Genomic DNA, 17,029 nt, shown 5'->3' with positions numbered 1-17,029 from the left:
TTGCAGCCTTTCGGACATAACCTGAAACCGCATGTGTGCAGCACTGGACGAATGCCGGAGACGGGGCTAAAACGAGGCATTCGCCGGAGATTTTGATGACGCCCCGCCAATGCTTCTTCGATTGCCTGCAACGTTCACCGCCCGCGCTGTTCGAAGCGGCGCTGTGGATGGCGGCCGAGCACGATACCAAGCTGAATCCCGAGGTGGTGCTGGCCGACTTCAACGACCTGACACAGAAGGTCAGCTTTGGCTTGCCGATGTTACCGGTCAGCGAACTGGCTCAGCCATTGTTGCGGCGGATGAATGATCTGGGGTTCGCCCAGGACGACTTCACACCGCTACGCCCACAAGTGGCCTTGCTCAATAAAGTGCTGGAACTGCGACGCGGCCAGCCGCTGTCTCTTGGGCTGATTGCGCTAGAGTTGGCCAAGCGCCTGGAAATCCCGATGGTCGGGGTCAATTTCCCCGGGCATTTCCTGCTGCGGGTTCCGGGCGCCGACCACTTGCTCGACCCCTGTGGCGGGCGTCGGTTGTACCCCAACGACTGCCGGGAACTGCTGCAACGCCAGTACGGCCCGAACATGAAACTCAGCGCAGACCATTTACTGACGGCTGATCCGGTGCAGATGCTGCAACGCCTGTCGCGAAACTTGCGTCAACTGCACCTCTCCCACGATGACTACATTGGCGCCCTGATCGACGCCGAACGTGTGCTGGAACTGGGCAACGCCAACGCCGCCGATTACCTGGCCCGGGCCAGCCTTTATCAACGACTGGACTGCCCGAATGCCGAACGCTTCGACCTGGAGCATGCGCTGTTACTCAGCGACGACCCGATCCAGCGGATTCGCCTGACTGAGCGCCTGGGACACCTGCCACCCAACGCCATCGTTCACTGAAACCTGTGGGAGCGAGCCTGCTCGCGATGACGGCAGGACAGACATCTTTAAAGTGACAGTCAGACCGCTATCGCGAGCAGGCTCGCTCCCACATTTTGATTTCGGCATGCCCCGTATTTATGTCTGCCATCGCACCTTGTGGGAGCCGGGCTTGCCCGCGATTCAGGCGACGCGGTTTATCAGGTAAACCGCGTTATCGTTCATCGCGGGCAAGCCCGGCTCCTACAGGGTTCATTGGTTAGCGTTATGGAGTGTCTGGCTGGTTGGCGGGGTGGGCTTTTATGAACGCAGGATGTGTGGCCGCCAGCGCCGCCACCCGGCGAATCCGTGGATACGCCTCAAGGGAGATGTTGAATCGCTCGGCCGCGTACAGCTGCGGGATCAGGTAGACATCCGCCAATCCCGGTTCGTCGCCAAAGCAATAACCGCACTCCCCGATCAACTGTTCCACCGTCGCCAGCCCCTGGCTGATCCAGTGCCCGATCCACTCGACCACTTGCGCTTCGTCATGACCCAGTTGGCGCAGCTTGTTGAGCACGCTGACGTTGTGCAGCGGATGCACGTCGCAACCAATCACCGCCGCCGCGCCGCGCTCGTGAGCGCGGGCGACAAGGTCTTTGGAGAGCAGCGGCACCTGTGGATAACGTTCTTCCAGGTACTCGATGATCGCCGGCGACTGAATCAACAGATCGCCTTCATCCGTGCGCAAGGCCGGCACTCGGCCTTGCGGGTTGATGCCCAGGTACGCCGGCTGGCGGTGTTCGCCACCTGGCGGCGCAATCAAGTTGACCGGCAGGGCCTGGTAATCCAGGCCTTTGAGCGCCAACGCGATACGCACCCGATAAGACGAGGTCGAACGGTAGTAGGTATAGAGTTCCATCACCCAATCCTCTTAACGCGCCGGCAGTACTTTGCCGCGGCATTCACCAAAGCCGATGGAGGCAAAACCCTCGCGGCTGCAACGGGCACGCAGGATGATTTCATCGCCGTCTTCCAGGAATTTACGCACCTCGCCCGACGCCAGCTCAATCGGCTTTTTACCGCCCTCGGTGATTTCCAGCAGGCTGCCGAACTGACCGTTTTCCGGCCCCGACAAGGTGCCCGAACCGAACAGGTCGCCGGCCTGCAACTGGCAGCCGTTGACGCTGTGGTGCGCAACCATTTGCGCCACGGTCCAGTACATGTGCTGGGTGTTGCTGAGCGTCAGGCGATGGGCCGGCAGGTTTTGCTCGCGCAGGCCTTCGGTAAGCAGCAGCACTTCCAGTTCGATGTCGAAACCGCCAGCGGCTTGATCGCGCTTGTCGAACAGGTACGGCAGCGGCTGCGGATCGCCTTCAGGACGTGCCGGTTGCGCACGACGGAACGGTTCCAGCGCTTCGGCGGTGACGACCCATGGCGAGATGCTGGTGATGAAACTTTTCGACAGGAACGGGCCAAGCGGCTGGTACTCCCAAGCCTGGATATCCCGCGCCGACCAGTCATTGAGCAGGCAGAAACCGGCGATGTGATCGGCGGCGTCACCGATGGCGATCGAGTCGCCCATCTCGTTGCCCTGACCTATCCAGATGCCCAGTTCCAGTTCGTAATCCAGACGTGCGCACGGACCAAATGTCGGCTCGGTCTGACCGGCCGGCAAGGTCTGCCCTTTAGGACGGCGAACGTCGGTGCCGGACGGACGGATGGTCGAGGCGCGACCGTGGTAACCGATGGGCACGTACTTGTAGTTCGGCAGCAGCGGGTTGTCGGGGCGGAACAGTTTGCCGACGTTTTGCGCGTGTTCGATGCCCACATAGAAGTCGGTGTAATCGTTGATTTTCGCTGGCAGGTGCATCGCGCAATGGGCCGCCAACGGCAGCAGTTTTGCGCCCTGGGCTTCGATCTTGCCGTGCAGGGTGCTGCCTTCTTTGAACAGTTCGATCAAGCGCTCACGCAGGGCAACACGAGCATCGCGGCCCAACTCGAAGAACGCATTCAACTGACCGCCACGGGTCGCTTCAACAGCGGTACGAGCGGCGCCATCGAACAGGCCCGCTTCCAGCGCCGCTTCCAGATCAAAAATATGCTCGCCAATCGCCACGCCGCTGCGCGGGGCAGAGCCGTTTACGCTGAATACACCCAATGGCAGGTTTTGCAGCGGGAAATCGGCATGGCCGTTGGCGGAGGCAACCCAGCTACGAGTGATGGTTGTCTGAGTCATGGGTTATCTCCGGGTCGGGTCGAAAGTGGCGGGCAACGTGGCCCAGCAGGCATCGTAATTAGTTTGCAGTTGCGGGCAATCCAGTGCGAAACGGCTCGGGCGCAATACCTGGCTGGTCTCGAACATGAAAGCCATGGTGTTGTCGATTTTCGCCGGTGCCAGTTCCGCGTTGATCGCCTTGGTGCAGGTTTCGCCATCAGGGCCATGAGCGCTCATGCAACTGTGCAAGGACGCACCGCCGGGCACGAAGCCTTCGGCCTTGGCGTCGTACTCGCCTTTGATCAGCCCCATGAATTCGTTCATCAGGTTGCGGTGGAACCAAGGTGGACGGAAGGTTTTCTCGGCGACCATCCAGCGTGGCGGGAAGATCACGAAATCCAGATTGGCCAGGCCATGCACACTGGTTGGCGACGTGAGGACGGTGAAAATCGACGGGTCCGGATGATCGAAACTGACCGTGCCGATGGTGTTGAAACAGCGCAGGTCATATTTGTACGGCACGTTATTGCCGTGCCAGGCGACCACGTTGAGCGGTGAATGATCCAGCTCGCAGCCCCACAACTGGCCAAGGAATTTCTGCACCAGCGTGGTCGGTTGTTTGAGGTTTTCGTAGTGCGCAACCGGCGTCAGGAAGTCTCGCGGGTTGGCCAGGCCATTGCTGCCGATCGGCCCCAGGTCTGGCAGACGCAGCGGTGCACCGTGGTTCTCGGCGATGTAACCGCGGGCTTGCGGGTCGAGCAGTTCGACGCGAAATTTCAGCCCGCGCGGCAGCACGGCGATTTCCAGCGGCGCAAGCTCCAGCACACCGAGTTCGGTGGCGATGCGCAAACGGCCGAGCTCCGGCACCAGCAGCAGTTCGCCGTCGGCATTGAAGAACACACGCTCCATGGAGCGGTTGGCGCGATAGCTATGGATGCTGATTCCGGCCGGTTTTTCCGCACCCGAGTTGGCGGCCATACTTACCAGACCATCGATGAAATCGGTGGGCTCGCTCGGGATCTCCAACGGATTCCAGCGCAGACGGTTGGGGGTCACTTCACCCAAGGGGCCGCCGGCCAGTTGCCGATCCAGTTTGACGAACGCCGGGTGATTGGCCGATGGCTGAATGCGGTACATCCAGGTACGCCGCGCTTCACTGCGGGCCATGGTGAATGCAGTGCCGGAGAACAATTCGGTGTAGAGGCCATACGGGGCTTTTTGCGGGGAGTTCTGGCCGACGGGCAATGCGCCAGGCAACGCTTCACTGCTGAACTCGTTGCCGAAGCCAGACTGATAAGCCAGCGCTGACGCGGTTGAATCAGGGTTCATGGAGCCTCCTGAACAGGGAGAAGGCGATGACCTGTCACTCTGTTGCAGAGGTTCGGCACGCCCGGGTTATTTTTATCGTAATCTGATTACGCATAACGTAATTTGATTGGTATTGACCGTCAAGCTATAAAGACGCCCATTCGTCCCGGGATCAGACCGCCTCCATGGAAACGCCGCGCAACAACGACAAACAAAAAGTCCGCTCGGCCGAGGTCGGCACCGATATTCTCAAGGCTTTGGCCGAGTTGTCGCCCTCGACCTCGCTTTCGCGCCTGGCCGAACACGTGCAGATGCCGGCGAGCAAGGTTCACCGCTATTTGCAGGCGCTGATCGCCAGCGGTTTTGCCGAACAAAACACCGCCACCAACCATTACGGCCTGGGCCGTGAAGCGTTGCGCGTGGGGCTGGCGGCACTCAACAGTATGGACGTGCTGAAAGTCGGCGCCCTGCCCTTGGCCGAGTTGCGCGATGAACTGAACGAAACCTGCTTTCTGGCGGTGTGGGGCAATCAGGGTGCGACCGTGGTGCACATCGAACCCGCCGTGCGCGCGGTGACGGTGGTGACGCAATTGGGGTCGGTGTTGCCGTTGCTCAGTTCATCTACCGGTCTGGTGTTTGGTGCTTTTCTGCCGAAACGGGAAACCGTGGACTTGCGCGATCAGGAACTGCAAACCGCAACCGCCCATGCGCTGGCGGACGATCAAGCCTATGCGGCGTTATGCGAACAGATCCGCGAACGCGGTCTGCATCATGTGCATGGCTTGCTGATGCCGGGGGTCGACGCGTTGTCGGCACCGGTCTTCAATGCGGTCGGGAACGTGGCAGCGGTGATGACCATTGTCGGCCCGACCTCGTTGTTTCACGCCGACGAAAACGGCCCGGCGGCGCAACGACTGCTGGCGGCGACGCGGGCCGTGAGTTGGCGGATGGGGTATCAAGCCGACGATGTCAGTCGTTGAGTCAGACGCGACATCGGCGATCAGTCATTGCCACTAGCTGATGGTGGTTTTACTGGTGATGCTCTCAGGGTCGTCGAGAATTTCCTGAATGACCTCCAGCGCCCGCTCATGCAATCGCGGTTGCCCGGTTATATCAGCGAACAGTTTCTCGACGGTATACACATCACCCAGCAATCCGATCAGGTCTTTCTGCAATTTGGTAGCCTTCGACAGCCCATAACCTGCCTTGCCCAGGGTCGCCAACTCAATCACCGCCTTCGCGAAATGACTCAGGGCCTTGGACCGATTGCCCTCGGTATAGGCGTGAACACCTTGCACCAGATTCTGAGTCAGCAAGGCGACACTCAATGCGATACCGACGGGGGCGTAGACAATGGCGATGACGCTCACCGCCGATACCACGGCGTTGTACACCAGGCCGGTGATGATCTCTTCAAGGCTTTGCGTTTTCTCGTCGACATCAGAAATGACTTTGGTCAACACGTCGTAATAGCACCAGTACAAATCCGTGATCCGACTGTTACGCCCCAGTGTCGGCGCCTCGATAAAATTGGCAACCTGCTCGAGATCCGTCAGATAAGTACCAACCTGCGGCTGATATTTCCCAAACACCCGATCGTAGAAGTAGTCGCCGAGGCCGTGGGTTTTCACCGCTCCCACGAAGTCCTCGAACGGCCTCAGCTCGCGTCCATCCGGAGCATCCGGGGTATACAGATATTCCACAATCTTCCCGGCAACATGCAGCCTGAAGACGAATACCCCTACGACTAAACGTCCCCTCAGATGAAGTTTGTACAGCGCACTGTGGCGCACCTCGTCAGGCGCCTCGCCCTCCGGGCTGGTCGCTTGCGGATGATCGAACGCCGCAACAACCTTCATCAGTTCATCGACGTGTTCCTTCACCAACCGACCGGTGAACAGCGCCTGCGTGACTGCCACACGCATCTGGCGCTGCATGATCCCCATGTATAACTGCTGCTTGAAATAGCCATTGGAGCGGTCGATGTAGGTTGCACGCAACATGTCGATGTACTTCTCGCCCGGACGCAGCGTTCTCGACCATCCGGCAACTTGGTGAATAGAGAGTTGGTTAATGGGTGGATGGTCAGTCGCTACCGTGAAACGCGGGTAGCCGTCTCTATCGGCGTTATTAGAGTAAAAATGCACCTCGTCGGCAATCAGCCGGGTCAGTGTCATCTGTTGACCCCGTTCGATTTCCACAAAAATCCGGTGAGGGTCGACAGCGACTTGTTCACCTCTGGACAAGAGCACTTCTTCAATCTGTCGTTTGATCAACTGGTGGCAAAAACGCTCGTAGCTGACAAATCCGCCCTCACGCACTTCAATTGTTTTCAGTGCCCGAAGTTCGCAAGTCATCCGGGTAAAGTTCTGGCGCTGCTGGTCTGTAGCGGTCCGATAACCATAGGGTGTGTGGTGTTCTTCTTGAGCCACCAGCCAGGCCCGATGGTTATAAACAAGGGTGTTCAGCACTTCGTCCCCCGTGTAAGGGGTAGGCGCGAGTGCCACGCCACGCCATAGATTGGGCAGTTTCAAGACTTGTTTCAGATAACCGCCGATTGCCTCGCGATCCAGTGAGTGGGAGCGCCACAACAAGTAGTCTCGCCCCTCGGATGTTTGCGTCCAACCGCCAATATCAACACTCACTTGTCTTAGCGTCGATAGCTTGTACCAGTCCTGCCCGCCAGGCGAATCCGGAGCATACAGAAGCCAGTCGTCCTGGCTGGGGCTGCGGCTGCCGACGGCAACCAGCCCCAGGAGTGGCCGGCTATCGTCACGCAACTGCAATGGCGCGATGATCAAGTTCGCATCCCCGTCCACAGCACGTTGAACCCGTTGGAGACTGTTGTCGTCGAGATGACCCTGGAGCTTCGCGGCAAATGCACTCAGCAGCAATTGATCCCGGGTGACACTGTTCATGGCGGTGAGCACCCCATTGCGCTGGAACAGATCCCGGAATGCGGCACCGTAGGCGGCGCGCACATCCTCGGCCAACGTCTGCTCCAGCCATTGCTGGTTCAATCCCGGAGGAAGGCCTTCACCCTCAAATGTGATGCTTCCCCGCTCACCTTCCTCGTGCAGCCCGCACGGGAGCAAATCCGTCAGGGAGCGTTTGTCCTCCTGCATGACTCGACGCCCGGCCACATTGAAGCTGTAACGGCTGGAGGTCATCAGGTCGTCGGGATCCAGCGTGCTGCCAAACTCCAGTTGCAGTACCTGACTGGCAATACTTTTTGCGTAGGTCTGCAGACTGGCGTGTGTTCCCAGTTGTTTATCCAGTTCGGCCTGACTTGTAATCAGCTGTTGTTCCAGTTCGACATAATTAAGTTGCTCGCTAACATCGGCACGTTCAAGCCACTGCGGACGACTGCCATTAGTTACGGGTATGTATTTGTTCATGACGTTCATATTGCTGCCCTTGGTTAATAAAAATGACGGAACGAAAAAATCGCACCGCCCAAATTAACCCAAGACCAAAAAACACCAAAACCACTTAGCAATACCAACTATTTACAATTCAAACCACATGTAAAAATCCAGATCTTGAACATCAAGCCCGGGACTTGATTGATCACCTGAATCAATCCCACAACCCCAACAACTTTGCCTTCGCCACCGCTTGCGTCCTGCGTTCAACCCGTAACTTTCCATGTATGCGCCGGCTATGGGTTTTAACGGTATGCAACGATATAAACAGTGCATCGGCAATTTCTTGATTTGAATGACCAAGCGCAATCAGCTTTAAAACTTGCAGCTCACGCTGACTTAATGTTTCCGTTGCATCTGCACGACTGCAAAGTTCATTGCAAGACAACAGCGAAGTCTGCTCATCGTGCAACCACAAGGGCTGACGCAGGTTTAACTCATTTAACGCCTGGAATGTTTGATACCGGGCCACGTTACGTACGCCCTCCTGCAACACGTCACTGGCCTTCGTGGTTTGACCGCCAAGCCAAAACACTTCGGCCAAAGCCAGTTCTAATTCGGTAGCGAGCGCCCACATTCCACGCGTCTGCGCTTGTCTCATCAATGATTCAATCTGTGCTGCTGCATCGATTGCATCCAGCTCTGAGCGAGTTCGGGCGAGGATCAACAAATACTCGATGCGCGGGATCAGCTCAAGTGTGGCCGGTGGCGCCTGCCGCGCCTGCGGCCCGCGATAGTGCTTGAGTACCCGGCTCAAGGCTTCGCACGCCAGTTCGGCGCGCCCCTGTTGCAACCAGAAATGGCTACTGACTTGCAGCAGCACGCCTCGATAAACCGTGTCTGGAACATGCCGTTGCTGCATCAGTCTCTCTGCGTCGCGCAGCAGGACGAACGCCTGAGCATAATCGCGCTGATTTGCCGCCACTTGTGCCAGACCAAGAAAGCCGTACAGCACGCGCTTGTCGTGACTGCGTAAGCACTGCTGCAGACCGACCTGAAAAAATGCCTCGGCGCGCTCATCGTGCCCTTGGCACAATGCAAGCCGGCCCCGACGTAACGCGATTCGACCGAGCAATGGCACCGGTCGCTCGACTGGCTGACTCAGTAATTCATGGATGATGGCGAGCAGGCTTTCCGCGCGCTGGGGAGCGCCGCGCTGTTCAAGCAATTGCGCATGATCGAGCTCCAGGAGCCCTTCGAACACCAGCGAGTCCTGCGCACGCGCCAGGCACAACGCCTCACGATTCAACGCTTGCGCCACATCAAGCTCGCCCCGCAACAATGCCTGCTGAGTCAACCCCGACAAGCACATCACGCGCACCGTCCAGAGCTCGGGGCCGAGGTCGTTCAACGCATCGAGAAAATGTGCGCGCGAACCGTCCATCCGCCCCTGCAAATGCAGGAGCCACCCCTGTTGCGCCTGCCACCGTGCAACCAGTTGCCGCTGCAGAATCGCCGAAGGCTGCGGAGTGAATCGCGACAACTGTTCGATGCATTCGGCAGCTTGCTCGAATCGCCCGGCAAACAACGAGGCCGCCGTGATCAAGCCGACCAGTTGCGGTGAGCCGAACATAAGCTCTTCGCCTTGATGCTCATACAAACGCAATAACAGCACGACGGTCTGTTCCTCGAACAAGTGCTCGAAACTGAAATGCTGCAACAAGCTCACGGCGACTTCGAATTCTTCAGCCAGCAATGCCTGTTCAAACGCTGCTTTCCAGTCAAGTTCAGTGGCGAACCACTGGCAGGCACGACGATGCCAGGAGCGCCCGGCAGGCCATTGTTCATCGCGCATCAATTGCGTAAGCGGCGGGAAAACCCGTAGCCAGTCGGTGGAATCTTGCCAGGGTTCGATAAAGCACCCCAGTTCCTGCAAGGTCTTGAGGCATTGCGCGCCCTCACCCGCGCCAAACAGGTGATCGCACAGCCGTGCATTAAATCGTGGCAAATGCGCGAGCACCCGCCAGACCTCGGTCAATTCCGGGGTCAGGGAGGTGAACAGTTCATGTTCAAGGTAATCGAGCAACGTGTCCGGTCGACCGTGCAGTGAGTCGTTGCGTGACCAGTCGCACTTTTGCAGCAGCGCCACGCGAACCCCGGCGCACCAGCCGCCGCTGCGCTGGATGATCTTGCTGGCGGCGGTATTGGCATCGGCTGGCGTCAGGTGGTGCAACAGCGAGGCGATTTCAGCCTGATTGAAGGCCAGCGCGGAGCACTCACATTCGAACAGTTCGTCATCGAGCAACAATCGTGGCCAATTGCATTGCGGGCGACGGCGGGTCCCCATCCACCAGCTCAACATCGGGTTGCTGACGGCCAGCATGCGATCGAGCAGTTGATCGAGTCCCGGGTTCGGCACGCGGCAATAATCGTCAAGAAACAGCCAGGTCGGCGATTGCAAACGAGCCAGCGCGCGGAGCATCGCGGCCTCTTCCGATGACGCCAGCCCCAGTGACTCCGCCAGACGCTGACGAAAGTCCTCCACGCTCATGGCGACACCCGACAGTGGCAACCAGCACACCCGGCACTGCGGAGGTGCCTGCAACAGGCAGTCGGCGAGCAGCGCCGACTTGCCACTGCCGGCGGGAGCGCAAATTAATTTCACCCGCGCGGACGACGCCAGCAACGGCTCGCTCAAGCGATCACGCGACAGGTGATGCGAAGACAGACGGGGCAAAAATCCAGATCGGTCCAGACACGGAGTCATGGCGGTCATTACGGCGTGCCTTTTTATAATTGTGGGGCAACCCTAGACCTGTCTAACCCGCTTGTTGAGAAGTATTCAGCACGCTGATTGGTGCCCATAAAAAAGGCGACCGTGCGGTCACTGTCGATCAGTCAAGGCGTTGAACGCCGCAATCCTTGTGGGAGTGAGCCTGCTCGCGATGACGGCGGTACAGTCAACACTTACGTTGCCTGACAGTCCGCCATCGCGAGCAGGCTCGCTCCCACAGGTTTTGCTCCTTGACTGATCGACAGTGACCGCACGGTCGCCTTTTGCCCTGCGTCTGTATCAACCGTTTTACCGGACACCCTCGGCACGCAACGCCGATGGCGTGTAGTCGGCAGCCTTGGCTACGAAGCCAAACTCGAAACTGTGTTTCTCTTCGTTCTTCATTCCCAGCGCGATGTATCGGCCGGCAATAATGTCGTAGAGCGCTTCCAGCGTATAAGCCTGGGCCTGGTGATCGTAATAGTACTGAGCATGCCCCTCAGCCACTCGCCACAGTTGACCGCGACCGTCGTAGTGATCCACCAGCGCTGCTTGCCAGCTGTCTTCGTCGATGTACATGTGGCGCTTGGCGTAGATGTGGCGCTCGCTCGGCTTGACCGTGCCGATCACTTCCCAGACGCGGTGCAGTTCATAACGGGTCAGGTCCTGGTTGATGTGGCCGGCCTTGACTATGTCGTCGTATTTGAGGCTCGGCGAGTCGAGTTTGTAGCTGTTGTAGGGGATGTACATTTCCTTCTTGCCAACCAGTTTCCAGTCGTAGCGATCCGGTGCACCGGAGAACAGGTCAAAGTTGTCAGACGTGCGCAGACCGTCAGCGGCGGTGCCCGGTCCGTCATAGGCCACTTGCGGGGCGCGACGCACACGACGCTGACCGGCATTGTAGATCCACGCCAGACGCGGTTCCGTCACCTGATCGAGGGTTTCGTGCACCAGCAGCACGTTACCCGCCAGGCGCGCTGGCGCGGTGACCGACTGTTTGAAAAAGGTCAACACGTTGCCGGCTTTGTCCCCGTCCAGATCCTTGATCAGTTGCGGGACGGCAATTTCTTCCTCGAAGCGGATCGGCGTGTAGCTGCCGTTCGTTTGCGGGGTCACCTGGGTGATGATGCGTTTGACGTTGCCACCGTGGTAACGGGTGATGTGGTTCCACAGCACTTCGACACCGTTCTTGGGAATCGGGAACGCGTAGTAACGATTACCGGTAAAGCCAGCCAGGCCGTTACCGTCGTTGATGGTGGTCACATTCAGCGCACTGCGCTTGGCCGACTCGAAAATTTCCGGCGGCACAGCCACGGTGCGATGGGTCGGGTAAACCGGAATTTTGTAGGTTTCCGGATAGCGCTTGAACATCGCCACCTGGCCTTCTGACAACTTGTCCTTGTACTTGTCGACGGTCGCGGCGGTGATGACAAACAGCGGTTTTTCGCTGGCGAACGGGTCAGACAGGAAGCCTTTGCTGTCAACGGCGCCAGCGTTTTTCGGGATGCCGCCGGTCCAGGCAGGGATCGAGCCGTCGGCGTTGCCAGCCTTCTCGGCGCCCAGCGGCGTAAGGCTGGTACCCAGTTTGTTGGCTTCTTCCGGCGAGACTGCCGCCATCACGTTGGCAGCCAGCAAGCTCAGGGCCAGGGCGCCGCATTGCAGAATCATCTTGTGCATTGAAATCATCCTTCTCAGCCAGATCAGAAGTTCACGCCGAAGCTCAGCGCCACGAAGTCGCGGTCTTCGAGGACGTTGAAGTCACCGCCAAAGAAGTCGGTGTAACTCAGGCTCGCGGTATAGGTGTTGCGGTAGTCGGCATCGACACCGACGCTGACCGCCTTGACGCCTTTGTTGAACAGCCCGTTGGGGCCATAGCCAGCGACGTCGTGCGCCCAAGACAAGTTGGGTTTGAGGTTGATCCCGCCGATCACGTTGGCGTAGTCAAGGATTGCCCGGGCGCGGTAGCCCCAAGAGGTCGAGGTCACGAAACCTTCGGTTTCACCGGCGAAGCCGTACTGGCCGTAGACCGAGTCGCGGCCATAACGCAGTTCGCTGCGCCGCTCCAGACCACCGACGAATACCGCTGCCGCTTCACCAACCACGGTCAGTCGTTGCGCACCCAGTACCTGGTCGAAGAACTGCGTCATGGTGCTCTGGATTTGCGTGACTTCCTTGCGGCGGTAGCCTTTGTTGTCGCCGCCAGGCGTCGTGACGATGGGCGATGCGGCACCGCCGGCAATCGGGTTAAGCAAGGCCAGGGTCAGGTCGTTGGTGTTGACCTGTACCGGAGCATTAGGGCGATAGCTGATCTCGCCGCTCCATGCGGTGCCGGTCGGTAATGTCGTAGCGAAGCTCGCGCCATAGAGACGAATGTCTTCCGGGTAATCGAGGTAATACTGACCGCGACCCAGCATCACACTTTGGGCCAGACCCGCGCCGCTCCCCGGTGCCAGACGGTTGGCGACGGCGACCATGCCCGGCAGGCTGGCCAGTGTCGATGCGCCGGCCGTGACGGTACCGACCGTTGGTGTGCGGCTGTGGTAGTTGATGAAATACAGGCCGTACTCGGTGTCATCGCCGAGCCAGCGCAAGGCCATGCCCCACTGCCCGGAATCCCTCGCATCGCGGTCGCCGCCACGGGGAACGACCACACCTTCGCGGGTCACTAGAATCGGCTGGCCAAACGCGGCTGCCACCGGCGCCAACGGCGCAATCGCGGGGCTGCCGACGGTGTAGTTGTTGTTGCAACCATCCGCCGCTACGTCGACAGCGAAGAACGTGCCGCAGTTGTCGAGAACGGTCTGGTCCCACTCCAGTTGGTAGAACCCGTCGACCGAGAGCTGATCCGTCAGGCCTTGGGAGACGTACAGCATGTTCACCGGAATCAGGCCTTCCTTGATCTCGGCACCCGGACGACGAAACGCAGAAACGTCAACCGGGTTGATGCTGTTGATCGAGTTGCCGATGAAGGTACTTTCACCCCAGCTCACCACTTGCTTACCGGCGCGCACGCTGCCCGGAAGTTCGGCGATGGAGTAGTTGTGATAAACGAAGGCGTCGAGGATTTGCGAGCCTGCGGACTTGGCGCCTTCCTTGCGGCCGTGGTCGCTGATTGGCTTGAACGGGCGAGTTTCGTCCTCCAACTCGAAGTCGTACCAGTACTTGCCACGGACGAATACACCGGTGTCGCCATACTTCAGTTCGAGGTCGTGAATGCCTTTGAAGATTTTGGAAAAGGTTTCGCCTTTCGAGAAGTTCTGCCGCCCGTCATCACCGGTCGATGACTGTCCGGTCCCGCCGTTGACAATGCCCACCAAAGAATCATCGGCATCGCGCATGCCCCAACTCGCGCCGACGGACAGTGAGGAGTCAAACGTCCCCTCGATCTCCCCGATATTGAATGAAACAGCCTGCGCCTGGGCGCAGCAACCCAAGGCAACCGTAGCGGCCAGCGCTTGCGGTGTGAAGATGGCGCGCATTGTTGTTTTTGTCATGCGTCTTCCCCGGTGAGTGACAGAAGGCCCCACCCTACTGCCGCAACCCGGGAGCGATAAGCGCACCAAGGAGGTATTCGTGGTGTACCTCTAAAGGATGAATGGCCAGACGGGACGCGGGTTTGCGCGGGGCATGGATGGGCTGGATGGAGGGTTATCAGCCAGATGCATGGGTGAGGTGAATGCCGACTTGTAGCAGCTGCCGAGCAACGCGAGGCTGCGTCCGGCTGCGCAGCAGTCGTCAATTGACCCTTGCGAATCTCAGGTGATTTCATAGGGAATGTTTACGACTGCTACGCAGGCGGACGTCCGAACGCGGCCCGAACCTTCGGCAGCTGCTACAGGCCAAGACAACACGGGACTGTTGCTCAGACTGCAACACTGCATGTCGCGAATCGCTATTTTTCCTTTGGGCTCAGCGACTTATTCTTGCCGGGCTTTCACGGTGAACAGCCGGATAGCACGAAGCGATGGTGTGAGATCAGTCCACTCCATTGGCGACAGAATTCAGATGAATCGACGTTTTATCGATTGATCGCCCTGTGTTCACTGACGTTGATTTGTAGCTCCTGATCCAACGTCTTACTTTGGCCGCTGCGTTTGCAGCGGCCTTTTTTATGGGCAAGACACAAAAATTTCTGAATTTAACGCGGGAAAAATCTTTCGATCTGGATAGAAGCAGCAACTACTTACTATCCAAAAAGAAAACGCCTACACGTTTCACAGACCCAACATTTTCACCCCTGACATAAGCTTTTTCTTCAGCGAGCGACAACCACTCATGGAAGAACGATATGCCAGAGAAACAAGCTCCCCCGCCGACCTCACATGTTGCCGGAGAACATGGGAAAATTGAATTGCCAACAACTTATGTTGGTAAACAACCAAAGCCTGGAACAAACCCAATAGGAGGTGGATTTCGCGTCCCGCCGACTCGCCCCGGAGGAATTGGCTCCGGCCTCACACTAAACGAACAACTTCGGCGCGAAACCCGGGATAATATTAAAGTTACGGAGAGCTCCGTAAAAGCCGAACACAGTGCAAAACTTCAGAACTTACCAGGATCGACAGAAATTGATCTGGCAAACCTGAGAGCTCAACATCCGATATCAATAACGAGCCCAACACAAGCGTATCAACACGAACTCAACATCAGAAATTTATTAATCCAACAAAAGACAGCTGAACTACACACTCAAACCTCAGTAGCTAATTCCTTCTATGGACACAGCCCAATCGGCAAAACAATTGGTGATTATTTAGCCAAAGCTCAAACGCTTGAAAGACCTGTAACACCTTACGGGCCCGTTTATGCAAGGTGGGTGGCCTCCTATAAAGCCGCTTACTCTGCAAACTTCCTAACAGAGCAGATTCAACTTTTACATACCCAACAAATACATGTGCAGAACCTTCTTGTCGCTACTCAAGCGCAAGAACAACGACAACTAGAAGCGGAGCGCGAAGCTCATCGAGTGGCGGCAGAGCTGGCGCGCGTAAATGAGGAGGCTGCGGCAAGAGCTCGTGAGCAAGCGCGACTTGCCGCTTTGGAGAACGCGCGGCGAGTGGCGGAGGAACAGGCTCGAGAGCAAGCAAGACTGGCCGCATTGGAAAGCGCACGGCAATTGGCGGCTGAGCAGGCACGGATTACGGCGGAAGCGGCAGCACGGCAGGTCGCTGCGGAACGGGCTCTTCTCGAAGCACAAGCCGAGGTCAAACGGCAGGAAGAACAGGCGAAAGAGGCGAAAGAGCGAGAGGAGGCTAACGCCAAAAAGCAGGTGGAAAACCTCGCAAGATTGAATGAGATGGCTGCGATGTACAAAGCGTGGGAAGCCTCCCGTGCTAGCCGGCCGTTTCCCGTATTAGGCTGGTCCGCGGCAGCGGGCCCGGTGTTCACCTTGGAAAACGGGCGTCTGGCCGCCGGTGCCGCAACTACTCAAGCAGTCAGGACAGCTCTGCAAACCTCAGTTACCACTGTGGTCACGGCAAGCACCGCAGCGGCAAGCGCGGTGATGGTTGGATTTGCCGCGCTGTTGTTTCCTTCACCATTGGGTAATGGCGAGCGCCCCCAATTGAGTGCCCGCCTGTCGAGCTTGGTGCCCGACAACGTTCATACCTGGGATCTCTCGATCACGGAATACGAGCCCGACAACCTCCACGCCTTGAGCATCCCTCTCTCGGATCTCACCACAGATATTGACGACTTGCATGCCGTTGCCAAAGCCAATGGGAAAGTCAGATTGCCGGTCGCTATCGGCTCAAGGAAGGAGGGGAACTCAACTGAGTACTTTGTCGTAACTACCAATGGCACATCGGTGCCGGGCGACGTGCCGGTACGACTCGCCACTTTCGATTCAGACCTGAATGTCTACAGGTCTTACAACCCGGATGCCCCATCAATCGGCATAGCCTGGACGCCGATTGTCAAGCCTGGCGATGCGTCAACCACCCTCCCCGCAAGTGAACCGAACATAGCCGTTTATGACGGAACTGCCTTAACCGCCTTAGAAGGAAGGCTTGATGAATTTCCGGAGCTGGATCTATACAGCTTTGGCGGCTTTATTACAGTCTTCCCGACAGAGTCGGGGCTTCCTCCGATCTTCACGATGTTCAGGGATCGGCGGGATGAACCCGGTGTAGCTAGTGGTTATGGCGACCCCGTATCGGGCATTTGGCTGGAGCCCGCTTCAAAAGGCATTGGTGCGGTGATTCCCAATCAGATTGCAGGCAAGCTTCGAGAGCAGAACTTCTCGAATTTCAGATCTTTTAGAGAGACGTTTTGGAGATCTATAGTTGAAGATCCTGCATTGGCTAAACAGTTCACTACCCAAAACATTCAACAAATGAAAAACGGAAGAGCCCCTTTCTCGCATAAAAAGGACTGGGTAGGAGGTAAAATAAAATTCGAACTACATCATCTCCATTCTGTTTCCGACGGTGGCGATGTCTACGATTTTGACAACATACGAGTCGTCACTCCAAAACTACATACCGAGCTTCACAAAGGAGGAAACTAA

At 57.8% G+C, this 17,029-nt stretch carries 10 protein-coding genes; 3 read left to right on the top strand and 7 right to left on the bottom strand.

Going from position 1 to position 17,029, the window contains the following annotated elements:
• Positions 1-95: 95 nt before the first annotated feature.
• On the top strand, positions 96-899 hold the full coding sequence (locus KGB06_RS13900) for a SirB1 family protein (RefSeq protein ID WP_223516614.1): 804 nt from the start codon (positions 96-98) through the stop codon (positions 897-899).
• Positions 900-1,143: 244 nt separating this feature from the next.
• Here the strand turns inward: KGB06_RS13900 and maiA are convergent, their stop codons facing one another.
• The 3 genes from maiA to hmgA are packed head-to-tail and all read right to left on the bottom strand — an operon-like array spanning position 1,144 to position 4,404.
• Complete coding sequence (gene maiA, locus KGB06_RS13895) at positions 1,144-1,779, bottom strand: maleylacetoacetate isomerase (protein ID WP_223516612.1); 636 nt, start codon at positions 1,777-1,779, stop codon at positions 1,144-1,146.
• A gap of 12 nt (positions 1,780-1,791) precedes the next feature.
• Positions 1,792-3,096, bottom strand: coding sequence for a fumarylacetoacetase (fahA, locus tag KGB06_RS13890; RefSeq protein WP_223516610.1), 1,305 nt, complete (start codon positions 3,094-3,096; stop codon positions 1,792-1,794).
• A gap of 3 nt (positions 3,097-3,099) precedes the next feature.
• Entirely contained in the window at positions 3,100-4,404 is a 1,305-nt protein-coding gene (hmgA, locus tag KGB06_RS13885) for a homogentisate 1,2-dioxygenase (protein ID WP_223516608.1), read from the bottom strand.
• 164 nt (positions 4,405-4,568) lie between these two features.
• Here hmgA and KGB06_RS13880 point away from each other — a divergent pair, with 164 nt between their 5' ends.
• Positions 4,569-5,363 (top strand): IclR family transcriptional regulator, encoded by a 795-nt coding sequence (locus tag KGB06_RS13880; RefSeq protein ID WP_223516606.1) that lies wholly within the window; start codon positions 4,569-4,571, stop codon positions 5,361-5,363.
• 33 nt (positions 5,364-5,396) lie between these two features.
• On the opposite strand, the gene KGB06_RS13875 is transcribed toward KGB06_RS13880, so the two are convergent.
• The 4 genes from KGB06_RS13875 to KGB06_RS13860 form a co-directional block, all read right to left on the bottom strand.
• Positions 5,397-7,790 carry a dermonecrotic toxin domain-containing protein gene (locus KGB06_RS13875; protein ID WP_223516604.1) on the bottom strand — a complete coding sequence of 798 codons (2,394 nt, stop codon included), beginning with the start codon at positions 7,788-7,790 and terminating at the stop codon, positions 5,397-5,399.
• Between the two features lie 172 nt (positions 7,791-7,962).
• Positions 7,963-10,524 carry a LuxR C-terminal-related transcriptional regulator gene (locus KGB06_RS13870; protein WP_223516602.1) on the bottom strand — a complete coding sequence of 854 codons (2,562 nt, stop codon included), beginning with the start codon at positions 10,522-10,524 and terminating at the stop codon, positions 7,963-7,965.
• Between the two features lie 306 nt (positions 10,525-10,830).
• Positions 10,831-12,198 carry a DUF1329 domain-containing protein gene (locus KGB06_RS13865; protein ID WP_223516601.1) on the bottom strand — a complete coding sequence of 456 codons (1,368 nt, stop codon included), beginning with the start codon at positions 12,196-12,198 and terminating at the stop codon, positions 10,831-10,833.
• A gap of 23 nt (positions 12,199-12,221) precedes the next feature.
• Entirely contained in the window at positions 12,222-14,015 is a 1,794-nt protein-coding gene (locus KGB06_RS13860; protein ID WP_223516599.1) for a DUF1302 domain-containing protein, read from the bottom strand.
• A gap of 794 nt (positions 14,016-14,809) precedes the next feature.
• Here KGB06_RS13860 and KGB06_RS13855 point away from each other — a divergent pair.
• Complete coding sequence (locus KGB06_RS13855; RefSeq protein ID WP_223516598.1) at positions 14,810-17,029, top strand: S-type pyocin domain-containing protein; 2,220 nt, start codon at positions 14,810-14,812, stop codon at positions 17,027-17,029.

It is taken from the genome of Pseudomonas sp. GL-B-19 (assembly GCF_019956415.1).
GTDB lineage: Bacteria > Pseudomonadota > Gammaproteobacteria > Pseudomonadales > Pseudomonadaceae > Aquipseudomonas.
This window is presented reverse-complemented; position numbering and strand designations above follow the sequence as displayed.